Source organism: Campylobacter sp. RM12642, assembly GCF_020137635.1.
Classification (GTDB): domain Bacteria; phylum Campylobacterota; class Campylobacteria; order Campylobacterales; family Campylobacteraceae; genus Campylobacter_E.
This window is the reverse complement of the sequence record NZ_JACGAT010000022.1, coordinates 1-13,096: the sequence shown is the minus strand read 5'-3', so window position 1 is coordinate 13,096 and position 13,096 is coordinate 1. Positions and strand designations below refer to the sequence as shown.

At 27.6% G+C, this 13,096-nt stretch carries 14 protein-coding genes; 5 read left to right on the top strand and 9 right to left on the bottom strand.

What is annotated here, in order from left to right:
* The first annotated feature begins 4 nt into the window (after nt 1-4).
* Genes AVBRAN12642_RS07685 through AVBRAN12642_RS07665 form a run of 5 tightly spaced genes read left to right on the top strand, consistent with a single transcriptional unit; the run spans nt 5 to nt 3,992 of the window.
* Nucleotides 5-1,306: an ABC transporter permease gene (locus tag AVBRAN12642_RS07685; RefSeq protein ID WP_214117803.1), complete on the top strand. Its 1,302-nt coding sequence runs from the start codon at nt 5-7 to the stop codon at nt 1,304-1,306.
* Nucleotides 1,293-2,432, top strand: a complete 1,140-nt coding sequence (locus AVBRAN12642_RS07680) for an ABC transporter permease (RefSeq protein WP_214117802.1) — start codon at nt 1,293-1,295, stop codon at nt 2,430-2,432. The genes AVBRAN12642_RS07685 and AVBRAN12642_RS07680 overlap by 14 nt, the downstream gene beginning before the upstream one ends.
* Nucleotides 2,433-3,083, top strand: a complete 651-nt coding sequence (locus AVBRAN12642_RS07675) for an ABC transporter ATP-binding protein (protein ID WP_336608173.1) — start codon at nt 2,433-2,435, stop codon at nt 3,081-3,083.
* A complete protein-coding gene (locus AVBRAN12642_RS07670; protein ID WP_214119523.1) occupies nt 3,076-3,537 on the top strand; it encodes a TlpA family protein disulfide reductase in 462 nt (153 codons plus the stop codon). The genes AVBRAN12642_RS07675 and AVBRAN12642_RS07670 overlap by 8 nt, the downstream gene beginning before the upstream one ends.
* Nucleotides 3,534-3,992 (top strand): TlpA family protein disulfide reductase, encoded by a 459-nt coding sequence (locus AVBRAN12642_RS07665; protein ID WP_214119525.1) that lies wholly within the window; start codon nt 3,534-3,536, stop codon nt 3,990-3,992. The genes AVBRAN12642_RS07670 and AVBRAN12642_RS07665 overlap by 4 nt, the downstream gene beginning before the upstream one ends.
* Nucleotides 3,993-4,152: 160 nt before the next feature.
* On the opposite strand, the gene AVBRAN12642_RS07660 is transcribed toward AVBRAN12642_RS07665, so the two are convergent.
* The 9 genes from AVBRAN12642_RS07660 to argF form a co-directional block, all read right to left on the bottom strand.
* The gene (locus AVBRAN12642_RS07660; RefSeq protein WP_336608172.1) at nt 4,153-7,611 is read right to left on the bottom strand and encodes an acyl-[ACP]--phospholipid O-acyltransferase; all 3,459 of its coding nucleotides are present in this window, start codon (nt 7,609-7,611) and stop codon (nt 4,153-4,155) included.
* A gap of 371 nt (nt 7,612-7,982) precedes the next feature.
* Nucleotides 7,983-8,459, bottom strand: a complete 477-nt coding sequence (locus AVBRAN12642_RS07655; RefSeq protein WP_214117797.1) for a GNAT family N-acetyltransferase — start codon at nt 8,457-8,459, stop codon at nt 7,983-7,985.
* Nucleotides 8,460-8,502: 43 nt separating this feature from the next.
* Nucleotides 8,503-8,859, bottom strand: coding sequence for a 50S ribosomal protein L19 (rplS, locus tag AVBRAN12642_RS07650; protein WP_214117796.1), 357 nt, complete (start codon nt 8,857-8,859; stop codon nt 8,503-8,505).
* Nucleotides 8,849-9,565: a tRNA (guanosine(37)-N1)-methyltransferase TrmD gene (gene trmD, locus AVBRAN12642_RS07645; RefSeq protein ID WP_214117795.1), complete on the bottom strand. Its 717-nt coding sequence runs from the start codon at nt 9,563-9,565 to the stop codon at nt 8,849-8,851. The genes rplS and trmD overlap by 11 nt, the downstream gene beginning before the upstream one ends.
* Entirely contained in the window at nt 9,565-10,083 is a 519-nt protein-coding gene (gene rimM / locus AVBRAN12642_RS07640) for a ribosome maturation factor RimM (protein WP_267523288.1), read from the bottom strand. Before rimM ends, trmD begins: the two co-directional genes overlap by 1 nt.
* Nucleotides 10,076-10,321, bottom strand: a complete 246-nt coding sequence (locus AVBRAN12642_RS07635) for a KH domain-containing protein (protein ID WP_214117793.1) — start codon at nt 10,319-10,321, stop codon at nt 10,076-10,078. Before AVBRAN12642_RS07635 ends, rimM begins: the two co-directional genes overlap by 8 nt.
* Entirely contained in the window at nt 10,321-10,545 is a 225-nt protein-coding gene (gene rpsP, locus AVBRAN12642_RS07630; RefSeq protein WP_214117792.1) for a 30S ribosomal protein S16, read from the bottom strand. Before rpsP ends, AVBRAN12642_RS07635 begins: the two co-directional genes overlap by 1 nt.
* A 92-nt stretch (nt 10,546-10,637) precedes the next feature.
* Nucleotides 10,638-11,969, bottom strand: coding sequence for a signal recognition particle protein (locus AVBRAN12642_RS07625; RefSeq protein ID WP_214117791.1), 1,332 nt, complete (start codon nt 11,967-11,969; stop codon nt 10,638-10,640).
* A gap of 75 nt (nt 11,970-12,044) precedes the next feature.
* On the bottom strand, nt 12,045-12,980 hold the full coding sequence (gene argF / locus AVBRAN12642_RS07620) for an ornithine carbamoyltransferase (protein WP_336606751.1): 936 nt from the start codon (nt 12,978-12,980) through the stop codon (nt 12,045-12,047).
* Between the last annotated feature and the right edge of the window lie 116 nt (nt 12,981-13,096).

The following is a 13,096-nucleotide window of genomic DNA, read 5'->3' as shown; positions in this document are numbered from 1 at the left end:
AAAAATGTTTTTAAGAATAGTAAAAAAATCAATTTTAGGCAATCCTATTCAAAAATTATTAAGTTTTGCGACTATTTTTTTAGCTTGTTTGCTCCTTGCTTGTATGCTTAATATAACTCTTGGGGTTGGCAATCAGCTAGGAAAAGAGCTAAGAAATTATGGAGCAAATATTAGTGTTTTACCACAAGGCTCATCTTATAGTATTGAAGTTGGTAATAAAAGCTTTAAATTACAAAGCGAAAGTAAATTCCTAAATCTTGATGATTTGAGAAAAATTAAAGATATTTTCTGGTCAAATAATATAACAGCAATAGCTCCATTTAAACAACGCCAAGTAGAATTTCAAGGCAAAAAAATCAGTATCTTAGGCACATATTTTAATAAAGAATTAGTCATAGAACAAGATAAATTTGGTAATAAAACCGTGGTATTTGATACTGGATTTTTATCTCTTTTACCTTTTTTAAAGACTGATTTAAATTTTGTAAATGATAATAGTTTAGAAAATGAAGTAAATATAAGTGAAAAATTAGCAAATTCTTTAAATCTTAAAGCTAACGATACTTTCAAAGTGCTTATAAATGATAAAGAAGTAGAGTTAAAAGTAGTTGGCATTGTGAGTAATTTGGGTGATTATGAAGATAAAATTTTAATTAACATAGATAGATTAAATGATATTTTAAATGAGCCAAATACTTATGAAAGAGCAGAAGTATCAGCTCTAACAATTCCAGAAAATGACATAGCTCATAGGGCAAGATATGATATAAAGAGTTTAAATCAAGTAGAATTTGATAATTGGTATTGCACGGCTTTTGTAAGCTCTATTGCATATCAAATTGAAGAAAATTATAAAGGAGCAAGTGCAAAAGCTGTTAGTAAAGTAGCAGATGCTGAAAGCTCTATCGTTAAAAAAATTCAAGGTCTAATGGGAATTATTTTTATCATATCTTTAATTGTCGCAAGTATTGCAGAAGCGTCTTTAATAAATAGCGATGTTTATAGAAGAAAAAAAGAAATAGGTTTGTTTAAAGCATTAGGCGCTAGTAATTTACAAGTTTATTTGGTTTTTGCAATTGATTATTTGTTTGTTAGTTTAATTGCTAGTATTTTTGGTGCTGTATTTGGATTTTTTGTAAGTGATATTATATCTTATAGTATTTTTTCTCATAGTATTGAATATAACTTTATAATTATATTTATTTGTATGTTTTTTGCTAGTTTGGTGGCTTTACTTGGCTCATTAATAGCTACTAAGAATTTTGTAAATCTTGAAATAGTTGAGGTGTTATATGAGCGTAAATAACTTTTTTTTCACACAAGTTAAAAAGAGTATAGTTTTTTCAAAGCAAAGATTAATAATAGTTTTAATATCAATTTTTATAGGAACTTGCGTTACTAATGCTTTTTTAAATATATATTTTGATATTGACAATAAAATGAGTAAAGAGCTTAAAAGTTACGGGGCAAATATGCTAATTAGTTCTAAAAGTGATGATTATTTAGATATTAAAGAAGCTAATTTAATTAAATCAAAAATTAGTAAAGACAAATTATTAGCTTATTCTCCTTATTTATACTTTAGCCCTGTTTTTTCTACAAGGCAATTAATAGTGGCTGGGGTTGATTTTGATGAATTTAAAAAAATCAATAAGTTTTTATTAGTTAAAAAAGGTAGCCTAAGTCAAAGCGAATATTCAAAAGATAATAGTATTTATTTAGGTATAGACTTAGCAAATACGCTAAAAAAAGACATAAATCAAAAACTACCTTTAACAATAGTAAAAAATGGTATTCCTTATGAGAAAACTTATATTATAAAAGGGATTTTTTCTACTGGAGATGAGATTGACGCTATGGCTTTTATCAATTTAAATTCTGCTAAAGATTTATCAGGTATTAATGATAAATATTCTTATGTATCTTTAATAGTTGATGATGATTTTGAAAACCTATCAGAGCTTAGCAAAATAGCAGTAAGCAATAATGCAGAATTAAAACCAATTTTAAGTGTTAGTTTAAAAGAAGGAGCAATTTTAGAAAAAATAAAAGGTCTTATGTTTTTGATTTCTATTGTTATTTTAATAATTAGCTCAACAAGTGTTAATACAACTCTTAGTTCAATTATTTTTTCAAGAAAAAAAGAAATAGCATTGCATTTAGCTCTTGGGGCTAGTTTTAAAGATATAGCAAAATTATTTGCTTATGAAGTATTTATTTTAGCTGTTGTTTCATCTTTATTAGGCACTATTGGTGGGTATTTTTTAGCACAGATTTTAGGCAATATTATTTTTAATGCTAGTATAGATTTTAGATTAAGTGCTTTTGTGCTTTCAATTTTTATATCGTTATTTTTTGCATCATTTGCTGCGTATTTTCCGATAAAAAAAGCATTGCAAATAGATATAGTAGGTAATTTAAGAGGAGAATAAATGAGTATTATTAAGGTTAGTAATTTACATAAAAGATTTGATAAAGCCCATGTTTTAAAAGGTCTTAATTTTGAATTAAATAAAGGTCGTTGGCTTAGTATTGTAGGTAAGAGTGGTAGTGGAAAAACTACGCTTTTAAATATTTTATCATTGCTTGATAATGCAAGTGAAGGCGAATACTTTTTAGATGGTATTAATGTAACTCATTTAAGTGAAGCTGATAAACAAAGAATAAGAAGAGAAAAAATAGGGCTTATTTTTCAACAATTTCATTTAATACCTTATTTAAGCGTATTAGAAAATGTTATGTTAGCTCAATATTATCATTCAAGTATTGAAGAAAATGATGCTAAGAAAATCTTAGATAAAGTAGGATTATTAGATAGATTAGAGCATTTACCTAGCGAATTAAGTGGTGGTCAGCAACAACGCCTTTGCATAGCTAGAAGTCTTATTAATAATCCAAATATTTTATTAGCTGATGAGCCTACTGGCAATCTTGATGAAGAAAATGGAGAAATAGTTTTAGATATATTTAAAAAATTAAGAAGCGAAGGCAAGACAATTATATTAATTACTCACAATCCTGACTTGGCTAAAAATGGAGATGAGATAATTACCATTAAAGATGGACTTATAGTGAATGAATAAAATTCTAATAGTTTTAATACTTTTGTTTTTTGTATCTTGCGAAGATAATAAGCTAGTATTAAATAAACAAGCTCCTAATATTCTTGCAAAAACTACAGCTTTAAATAAAATAGAGTTAAAAAGACAAGGTATAGAATTGATAGAATTTTGGCAAAATGGTTGTGCTGCTTGTCTTAAAGTAATGGCTGGATTAAATGAATTTGCGAATGAAAATAATATTAGTATCTATGCAATTAATTCTATTGATGATTTAAATACTATTAAAAAACACGAATTAGAACACCAATATTCAAATATGATTTTTTTAAAAGATGAAGAAGACATTAGCTGGAGTAGGTATGATATTTTTGCTGTTCCGACTTTATTTATTTTAAAAGATGGAGTTTATGTGGATAAGGTATTAGGCGATAGAAGTTTGGAATTTTTAACTAATAAGATTAAGGAATATTTATGAGATTTTTTCTAGCAATTTTCATATTTTTACTTTGTGCTTGTAAAGATGAAGCAATGTTAGCTTTAAATTCAAAAGAGCCAATACATTTAAGTTATAGTGCGAAAGAACAAGCATTAAAGGGATTAAATGAGCCTTTTATGTTGTTTTTTTACACAAAGGATTGCGGTGTATGTGCTAAACAAATTCCTATCTTAAATGAGCTTAGTAAGGATTATAAAATTATTGCTGTATTAGGTGGTATGAGAGATTATGATATGGCAAAAGAAAGCTTAAAAGGTGTTACATTTGCTACTATTTATGAGAGTTTAGATGTTGAGTATTTAAGCAATGTAGTAGGTGGTGTTTGGGGTGTGCCTGCTATGTTTATTTACGATAAAGATGGAAAAATGGTTAAAAAATTTATATCGCTTACTCCAAAATCTGTCTTAGAAAATGAATTAAATATGTTGATTTAATATTAAAAACGCATAAGTAAAATCTAAAATATTTTGCATTTAAAAATAATTAAGAATTTAATTTGATACTTTAATATTTAAAATTAGCAAAACTTTAATTAGTATTACAAAACTAAAAGGTTTAGAGTTTAAGTTACTCTTCCTTTTAGTATAAATTTTATTAATTGTTTTCTAAAATACTTTTAGCTAGGGCTTTTGCTTCTTTATAATCTACCTTTCCACTGCCTAATAATGGAATCTCTTTTATCAAAATATATTTACTAGGTTTATAAATTGCTAGTATTTCGCTTTGTTTTATTAAATCTACAAAATAATCAAATTTTTCTTCACTACATTCAATTAATAAAACTACCATCTCACCTTTTTTATCATCTTCTAAAGAAGTAGAGCAGAGTTTTACTTCATCATTATTAATCACTTTAGCAACTTCGCTTTCAACAAGTCCTAAAGAAATCATCTCTCCACCAATTTTTGCAAACCTTGAATATCTATCTACAATGTATAAAAATCCATCTTCATCTAAATGTCCCTTATCCCCTGTGTTATACCATCTAATGCCATCTATTTCTTTTATAACTTCGGCAGTTTTTTCAGGATTATTTAAATATCCTTGCATTACTTGGTGTCCGCCTATTAAAATAAGTCCATCTTCGTTTGCTTTTAATTCTTCATAGCTTAGTGGATCAACTATTCTAATAGCAGTGCCAGGTAAAGGCATACCTACGCTTTTGTCTTTATTTGCTCTATGTAGTTGCCAATATGTGCTATCAAATTTATTAGGTAAATTCACACTTGCAACAGGTGTTGTCTCGGTAGCTCCGTAACCTTCGTAAATATTTTTTTTGAACTTTAGTTCAAAAGCTGATTTAATCTCGGGCTTTAATTTTTCAGCACCTGCAACTACAATTCTAAGGCTATCAAACATAATTTCATCTATTTTTTTATTTCTTGCATAAATTCCTAAAAATGTAGAAGTTGCACACATAATGCTAACATTATTTTTTACTATAGTTTTTGCAACGCCTAAAGCATCGGTAGGGTCAGCACAAGTTGCACTTTTTATCCCTTCTATTAAAGGCATAAAGGTAGTAACGGTTAGTCCAAATGCGTGAAATGGTGGTAAAGATGAGAGTATTACATCATCATCTTTTGCACAAATTATGCTAGAAATTGAAGCAATATTGCTTAAGATATTTTTATGGCTTAGCATAACTCCTTTAGGCATTCCTTCGCTACCACTACTAAATAAAATCGCAGCTGTTTTTTCATTGCTTAAATTCTTAGTAAATAAGGCTTGTAACATAAAGCTAGGTAAGATACTTATTAAAAAGAGTTTAAAGATAATATCTAGCTTTTCTTTTTTTATTGCTTTTATTAAATCTTCTAAATAAATGATATTTACATTTTCTAATTCTAATTTAAAGCCTTTATTTTCTAGCTTTTCTAAGAATTTAGATGATGTATAAATATGCTTTATATTTGCACTTTCTTTTGCTTGATTGATTGCTTTTATTCCTGCGGTGTAATTTAGATTTACTATGGTTTTTCCAGCAAATAAACTAGCTAGATTTACAAGCGTTGAAGCAAATGAAGCAGGTAATAATATGCCTATATTTTCATCATTAGGGATTTTTTTACTAAGCACTAGGCTTAATGCTAGGAGTTTTTTGTAGCTTATATCTCCTGCTAAAGGGTCGTTTATCGCTATATTTTGTGAGTATTTTTTAGCACTTAGGATAAAGGCTTTTTCTATTGTTTTTAGATTATCGCTTTGAGTTTTTGTAGCTAAGAATGATAGTTCAAATACTTTAGCTTTTACTAATTCTTTACTTGAATGTATGCTAAGGGCTGTTCCGAATGCTATTGCTATTTCTCTTTTACCGATTTTTTTATTTCTTAGATTGTATTCTTCATCACTTCTTGAAAACGAACTACCCCAAAGCCCGTGGATATAAAAAGGAATTATAATCCCATCATCTTCGCTTAAATCCTTGCACGCTAATTCAAATCCGCTTTTAAATTCGTTTAAATGTCCGTGTCTTGAGAGAGTTCCTTCAGGGAAAATACAAACAATTTCGCCTTTTTTGATATAGGTTGCAATTAATTCTAAGGCTTCTTTACTTGCAGCAGAGCTTACAGGGATTACTCCAAAATGCTTTATAAACATTCTAATATACCATTTTTGATAGTATTTTCTCTCCATTACAAAATGCACTTTTTTAGGGATTGCCATTTGTATGATAGCCCAGTCAATAAAGGAAATATGATTGCCTAATAATAACACTCCTTTATTTTGTGGGATATTTTCAAATCCTGCTACTAATAATCTATATTTTTGATAAAAAGCAAGGCTTACTATTATTCTTACTAAAGAAAAAGGCAGTTTTATTAATACATAAAAAGAGCCTAAAAAACTCACAACTACAATGAAATAAAACAAATATAAAACATCAATTTCTAAATAAGCAAAAAAAGTAGCAAGTATTACAAAACTTAGCATAAAAATATTTTGAATAAAATTATTTCCTGCTAAGACTATACCTAATTCATTTTCTTTAGCATTAAATTGTATTAAAGAATTAAGAGCGATTGTGAATATTGCCCCAGATATGCCAAATATAAAAAATACAAGTGCAAAGGCAAATAAATTATTAAGAAAGCTTATTAATAATGAGCTTAAAAATAATCCTAAAGCACCAAGCGGGATAAGCCCTAATTCAATGTAGTTTTTAGAAAATCTACCTGCAATTATTGAGCCTATAATAACGCCTATTGCACTAGCTGCCATTACGCCTTGCACATAAAAGGTGTTTAATTCATTTAGATGAAACTTAGCAAATACAGGAAAAGATACTAAATATAATTGAGAAATAGCCCAAAAGAAGGCAATTCCTATTATACATAGCCAAATTAATTTATTTTGAAATATTAAGCTAAGGTTGTTTTTAAGCAAAACTCCTTTTAAATAATCGTTTTTATTGAATGCTAAATTAGAATTTTCGCTTTTAACCTGCGGTAATTTAGACGCTAAAATAAATTCTAAAACACTAAAAGCTACTAGTAATAAGCCTAATGGAGCTACTTGAGTTAATATATCCTTACTCGTGCTAAACTCGTTTAATAATAATTCAAAACCTAAAGAAAATACAAGCATTCCACACAAAATAGCCACAATACTAACAGCATTTATAGCACCATTTCCCATAGCAAGTTGCTTGATGCCGACTAGTTCTTTAATATAACCATATTTAGCAGGAGAATATAAGGCTGATTGAATACCCATAATAAGCGTCATTATAAAGGCTAGATAAAAATAACCATTGTAATAACTAAAACAAATGATTGATACTAAAAATATATTTGCTAAAGCAGTTATTTTCATAACCTTATTTTTAGGGTATTTATCAGCTAAAAATCCTGATATTGAAAAGCTAAAAATATAAGGTAATAAAATTAAAGCATTAATAATTGCGGTTAAAAATAATTGCGCGCTGCCATCATAAATCTTATAAACCGTATTTTGAATGATGATTTTATGTCCTAAATCAACAAAAGCATTCAAAAACCCAACTAATAAAAATGCGATTATTCCATTGATTTTTAAAAAATCGTTTCTCATTTATAACCCCTAAGAAATAATTTATTTAACTATTTTTTTATTTTATTGTAAATTAGTTATAACGCTTTATAAGGTGGTTATAAATATGGTTGGTTTGATTGTTAATTGTTTTGGAATTTGAAAAATAAATGTATTTATGAGTATTTTTAGTTTTATTAAACGCTTAAAATATTTATAGGTAATAAAAGCTTATAATACTAAAAGTAATTTAGCTAGAATTGTTTAAAAATCTAAAATTAAAAAATAATTAGTGATTTTAAAAGTTATTACATTATTGATTTAGCTAAGGTATTAATTTAAGAATTTTAAATGTATGATTTAATTTCTTATTATTTATATTTTAAGTGATTTTTATACATAGTTAAGATAACTTATTTATTGTTTAAAAGGTTGTTTATATCTGATTTTTCAAGTCTATGTAGTAGCCATTCATCTTTTGTGTTAGCTCCTATTTTTTTATAAACTTCAAGACTTGGATAGTTGTCTTTAAGACAAACCCAATCAATTCTTTCATAATCATTTTGATTAGCTATTTTAGCTAGTTCTTTTATAAGTGCTTTTCCTATTCCTTTATTTCTGTATTCAACATCAACGAATAAATCTTCTAAGTAAATTCCACATTTTCCTAAAAATGTAGAGAAATTATTAAAATACAAAGCAAATCCAACAGGCTTTAAATCATAATAAGCTATTAAAACATAAGCTTTTTGTTTTATAAATAAGTTTTCTTTTAAAAGTTCTTTAGTAGCTACAACACTACTTGATAAGTTTTCATAATCAGCTAATTTTTTAATAAATTCTAAGATTAAATCTAAATCTTTTTCTGAAGCTTTTTGTATTGTAATCATTCTATAAACGAAATTCTATAAACGGAGAAAAATCTCCGTAATATTAGCGTTTAAGTTCTTTAATTCTTGCAGCTTTACCACGTAATCTGCGTAGATAGAATAGTCTTGAGCGTCTTACTTTACCATGGCGAACTACCGTAATACTTTCTAGACTATCAGAATAAATTGGGAATATTCTTTCTACTCCAACACCATTTGCACCAATTTTGCGAACCATAAAAGTTTCACCTGTGCCTTGACCACGACGAGCTATACAAATACCTTCAAAATTTTGAACCCTTGACTTATCACCTTCTTTAATATGAATAGCAAGTTTTAATGTATCGCCAGCTCTAAAATCAGGAATATTTTTTCCTTCAATTTGTTTAGCTTCAAACTGCTCAATATATTTATTTCTCATAGTTTTTCCTTAAATTATTGTGCTTAGCAAGTAAATCCGGGCGGTGGAATTTGGTCTTGCAAAACGATAGATGATTTTTTAAAAGGCTAATATTAGCGTGATTACCCTTAACAAAACTTGAAATTGAATAAAATTTCTTAAAAATATTATTTTTTTTATATTCAAATATAAAAGGTTTAGTAAAAGATGGAGCTTCTAATAAATAATTTTCAAAACTTTCTTCTACTAAGCTTTCTTGTTTTATTACTCCATTTATATTTCTAGCAATTGCATCGCACATACAAAGAGCTCCTAATTCCCCGCCCGTTAGGACAAAATCACCTATGCTAAAAACTTCATTAGCATAATTTTCATACACTCTTTCATCAATACCTTCATATCTTCCGCATACAAAAGTAATTTCATTTTTTAAGGCAAGTCTTTTAGCATCAATTTGTTTAAAAGGTTTTCCTGTAGGGCTTAAAAATATAATATGAGAATTTTTATAATTTTCTAAACAATCAAATAAAGGTTGGCAAGCCATAAGCATACCTGCTCCGCCGCTGATTTTCGTATCATCTACTTTATTATGTTTGTTTGTAGAATAATTTCTAGGATTGTCAAAATGTAGTTTTATAAGCTCTTTTTCTCTTGCAATTTTTAAAATGCTTTCATTAAAATAATTTTCAATTAGATTTGGAAATAAACTTATAAAATTAAATTTCATTATGAATTTTCTAAAATACTTTTAGAATTATTTACCTTGATAATATCACTTACTGAAATTATAAAATTATTGTGAAAAGGTATATAAAAACTCTTAGATAAGCCTAAATTTACTAATTCATCGCTAGTTTTTATCTCTAATAAATCATTAGCTCCTGTTTCTAAAATATCAACAACGCTACCTAAAAACTCATCATCTTGATATACTTTTAACCCAATAATATCAAAATAAAAATATTCATCTTTTTTAAGCTTAATATTTTTTCTAGTATTTTCAATATTAGAGTAAAGTTCCATATTTACAAGTTCTTTAGCCTTATTTACATCTTCATATCCTACAAATTGCACTAAAGAATTTGAAAAATCAAAAGATTTAATTATGAATTTTTTACCATTTTTATCAAAAAATTCAGCTTTAGGTTTAAATTGTTCGTAAAAATCACTTTTATTATGAAATTTTAAAAAACCAAGTAATCCGTGAGTTTTACCAATTTTAGCAACATAAACTAGATTATTCATCAAAAGTTTTTACCGTGATTTTATAATTTAATTTTTGAGTATTTTTGTGATTAACTGCTATTGTTTTAATTGCGGTTATGATTTTTCCTGATTTTCCAATAAGTCTTCCGGCATCTATTTTAGTAGCCATAATAACAATATCTATTAGGTTATTTTCTTTTTCTTCTACAAAAATTTCTAGCCGCTCAGGATTTGCGGCTATTGTTTTTGCATATGTAAAAATAAATTCTTTTACCATTATTTTGTAATTCTTGCTACACGATCGCTTAATTTAGCGCCTACGCTTTTCCAGTAAGCTAGTCTTTCAGCATCAAATTTGATTGTTTCAGGCTCGCTCATAGGATTGTAATATCCTATACTCTCAATCCAACCGCCATCTCTTCTTTTTCTGCTATCTGTTACTACGATACGATAAAAAGGACGCTTTTTTCTACCCATTCTTGTTAGTCTTACAACTGTCATTATTTTCTCCTTGATTGATTTAAAGATTTTTTATAAACAAAAATTGTCTATAAAAAAGCTTTAAATAAGTTTAAAGCTTTAAAAATTTTTAATTATTTTGGAAAATTTCCTTGATTTAGCATAGAACCTAACCCTTTCATACCACCTTTTGAAAGTTTTTTAGCGATTTTTGACGCATTTTCAAATTGTTTTAAAAATCTATTAACTTCCATTTGAGATAGACCTGCGCCTTTTGCAATTCTTGCTTTTCTAGCATTGTTTAATAGGCTTGGAGTTTCTCTTTCTTTTGGTGTCATTGAGCTAATCATTGCCTTTATATGTATCATTTCTTTAGAACTTTCCAAATCTATATCTTTTACTTTATTAGCAATGCCACCAAGACCTGGTATCATTCCAACTAATGAACCTAAATTCCCTAATTTTTTTACACTTTCAAGTTGGTTTATAAAATCATTGAAATTAAATTCACCTTTTTTGATTTTTTTGCTTAAGATTTTTGCTTCTTTTTCATCAAAAACTGCTGAAGTTTTTTCCATTAAAGTTGCTAAATCGCCTTCTCCCATAATACGACCAACAATTCTTTCTGGAACAAAACTCTCAAAATCTCCTACCTTTTCGCCAATACCTACGAATTTTAAAGGTAGATTTAATAATTTTGCTATACCTAAAGCAACCCCGCCTTTAGTATCTGCATCAAATTTACTTAAAATAACACCACTAATGCCTATTTTTTCATTAAATGTTTCTGCAGTTTTTACACCTTCTTGACCACTCATAGCATCAGCTACATAAAAACTCTCATAAGGATTTATTATATCTTTTACACGAGCTAATTCATTCATTAAAGGCTCATCAATCGCTAAACGACCTGCAGTATCCACTAATAATACATCATATAAGCCATCTTTAGCTTTATTAAGAGCGTTTTTTGCTACTTCGCAAGGGTCTTTGCTATCCATTGAAAATAAATCAATTTCATTAGCTTCACATAATTGTCTTAATTGCTCTACCGCAGCAAGTCTTTGTAAATCACACGCTGCTACTAGAACTTTTTTCTTTCTAAGTTTTAAATAATTTGCTAATTTTATCGTGCTAGTTGTCTTTCCACCACCTTGTAAGCCTATCATCATTACAGATGTTAAACCACTTGGAGAAAATCTAAATTCGCTTATTTTATTTTCTGGTGTTAGTATGTTTGTAAGGTTATTTTTAATTGCATCTAAAAAATGCTTTTGACCGATTCCTTTTGCTTTTACTTCATTTTCTACATTAACTAATAATTCTTTCGTTACCTTAAAATGAACATCAGCCTTTAATAAAGACTTTTTAAGAGTTTCCATAGCGTTTTTTAACGCTTTTTCATCATCTATTGTTTTTAATTTATTTACCGCTTGCTTAAAAGAATCACTAATCAACTCAAACATTAAAAATATCCTTTAATTTAAATTTTAAAAAAAGGGGTAATTATAACCCCAAATGCTTTATATTTGTTTAATAAATTATATATCTATATCACAAATAGTAGCAATCATAACAGCTTTTATAGTGTGCATTCTATTTTCTGCTTGATTAAAAATTATATCAGCATTATTCTCAAATACATTTTCTGTAATTTCATTACCTTTTACTGCAGGTAAGCAGTGCATTATTATTGTATTTTTTCCAGTTTTTAAAAGCAATTCATCATTTACTTGATAAGGTTTTAAAATATTTATTCTATCTTTTGCTTTTTCTTCTTCTCCCATAGAGCACCAAACATCAGTATATATAATATCAGCACCCTTAATATCTTCAATATTATCGCTGATTTTTATACTTGAGTTATTCGCAAAACTTTTGCAAAGATTTATTAATTTATTATCAGGATGAAGTTCTTTAGGGCTAATATTTATATAATTTAATCCTAATTTAGCACAGCCTATCATAAGAGAATTTGCCATATTGTTTCTACCATCTCCAATATATGCAAAATTAAGCCCTTCTAGTTTGTTAAAATGCTCGTAAATAGTTAGCATATCGGCTAGAATTTGAGTTGGATGAAATTCGTTTGTCAAACCATTCCAAACAGGAACATCACTATATTTTGCTAAGGTTTCTAAATCACTTTGATTAAAGCCGCGAAACTCAATGCCATCAAACATTCTGCTTAATACCCTAGCGGTATCTTGTATGCTTTCTTTTTTGCCTAATTGTATATCGTTAGCACCTAAATATTCAGGATAAGCTTTTTCATCGTTACAAGCTACTACAAATGCACATCTTGTTCTAGTTGATGGTTTTTCAAATATTAAAGCTATGTTTTTTCCTTGCAAATGATTGCCTGTTATACCTTGCTTTTTCTTTTCTTTTAGCTCTTTTGCAAATTTAATAAGTGCTAGGATTTCATCTTTACTAAAATCTTTTAAAGTTAGAAAATCTCTGTTTGTTAGTTTCATTTTTTCTCCTTTTGTTACTAATTTATACAATTTTAAAATATTTTTGAAGAATTTATTTTAATTTATTGTAAAAAAAGTTATTATAAAGCAATTTTTTTAAGGAGGACAAATGGAAA

Bases quoted from the DNA above. Each gene is read 5' to 3' on its own strand.
- AVBRAN12642_RS07685 (WP_214117803.1), top strand. From the start codon at position 5: ATGTTTTTAAGAATAGTAAAAAAATCAATTTTAGGCAATCCTATTCAA.
- AVBRAN12642_RS07680 (WP_214117802.1), top strand. From the start codon at position 1,293: ATGAGCGTAAATAACTTTTTTTTCACACAAGTTAAAAAGAGTATAGTT.
- AVBRAN12642_RS07675 (WP_336608173.1), top strand. From the start codon at position 2,433: ATGAGTATTATTAAGGTTAGTAATTTACATAAAAGATTTGATAAAGCC.
- AVBRAN12642_RS07670 (WP_214119523.1), top strand. From the start codon at position 3,076: ATGAATAAAATTCTAATAGTTTTAATACTTTTGTTTTTTGTATCTTGC.
- AVBRAN12642_RS07665 (WP_214119525.1), top strand. From the start codon at position 3,534: ATGAGATTTTTTCTAGCAATTTTCATATTTTTACTTTGTGCTTGTAAA.
- AVBRAN12642_RS07660 (WP_336608172.1), bottom strand. From the start codon at position 7,611: ATGAGAAACGATTTTTTAAAAATCAATGGAATAATCGCATTTTTATTA.
- AVBRAN12642_RS07655 (WP_214117797.1), bottom strand. From the start codon at position 8,459: ATGATTACAATACAAAAAGCTTCAGAAAAAGATTTAGATTTAATCTTA.
- rplS (WP_214117796.1), bottom strand. From the start codon at position 8,859: ATGAGAAATAAATATATTGAGCAGTTTGAAGCTAAACAAATTGAAGGA.
- trmD (WP_214117795.1), bottom strand. From the start codon at position 9,565: ATGAAATTTAATTTTATAAGTTTATTTCCAAATCTAATTGAAAATTAT.
- rimM (WP_267523288.1), bottom strand. From the start codon at position 10,083: ATGAATAATCTAGTTTATGTTGCTAAAATTGGTAAAACTCACGGATTA.
- AVBRAN12642_RS07635 (WP_214117793.1), bottom strand. From the start codon at position 10,321: ATGGTAAAAGAATTTATTTTTACATATGCAAAAACAATAGCCGCAAAT.
- rpsP (WP_214117792.1), bottom strand. From the start codon at position 10,545: ATGACAGTTGTAAGACTAACAAGAATGGGTAGAAAAAAGCGTCCTTTT.
- AVBRAN12642_RS07625 (WP_214117791.1), bottom strand. From the start codon at position 11,969: ATGTTTGAGTTGATTAGTGATTCTTTTAAGCAAGCGGTAAATAAATTA.
- argF (WP_336606751.1), bottom strand. From the start codon at position 12,980: ATGAAACTAACAAACAGAGATTTTCTAACTTTAAAAGATTTTAGTAAA.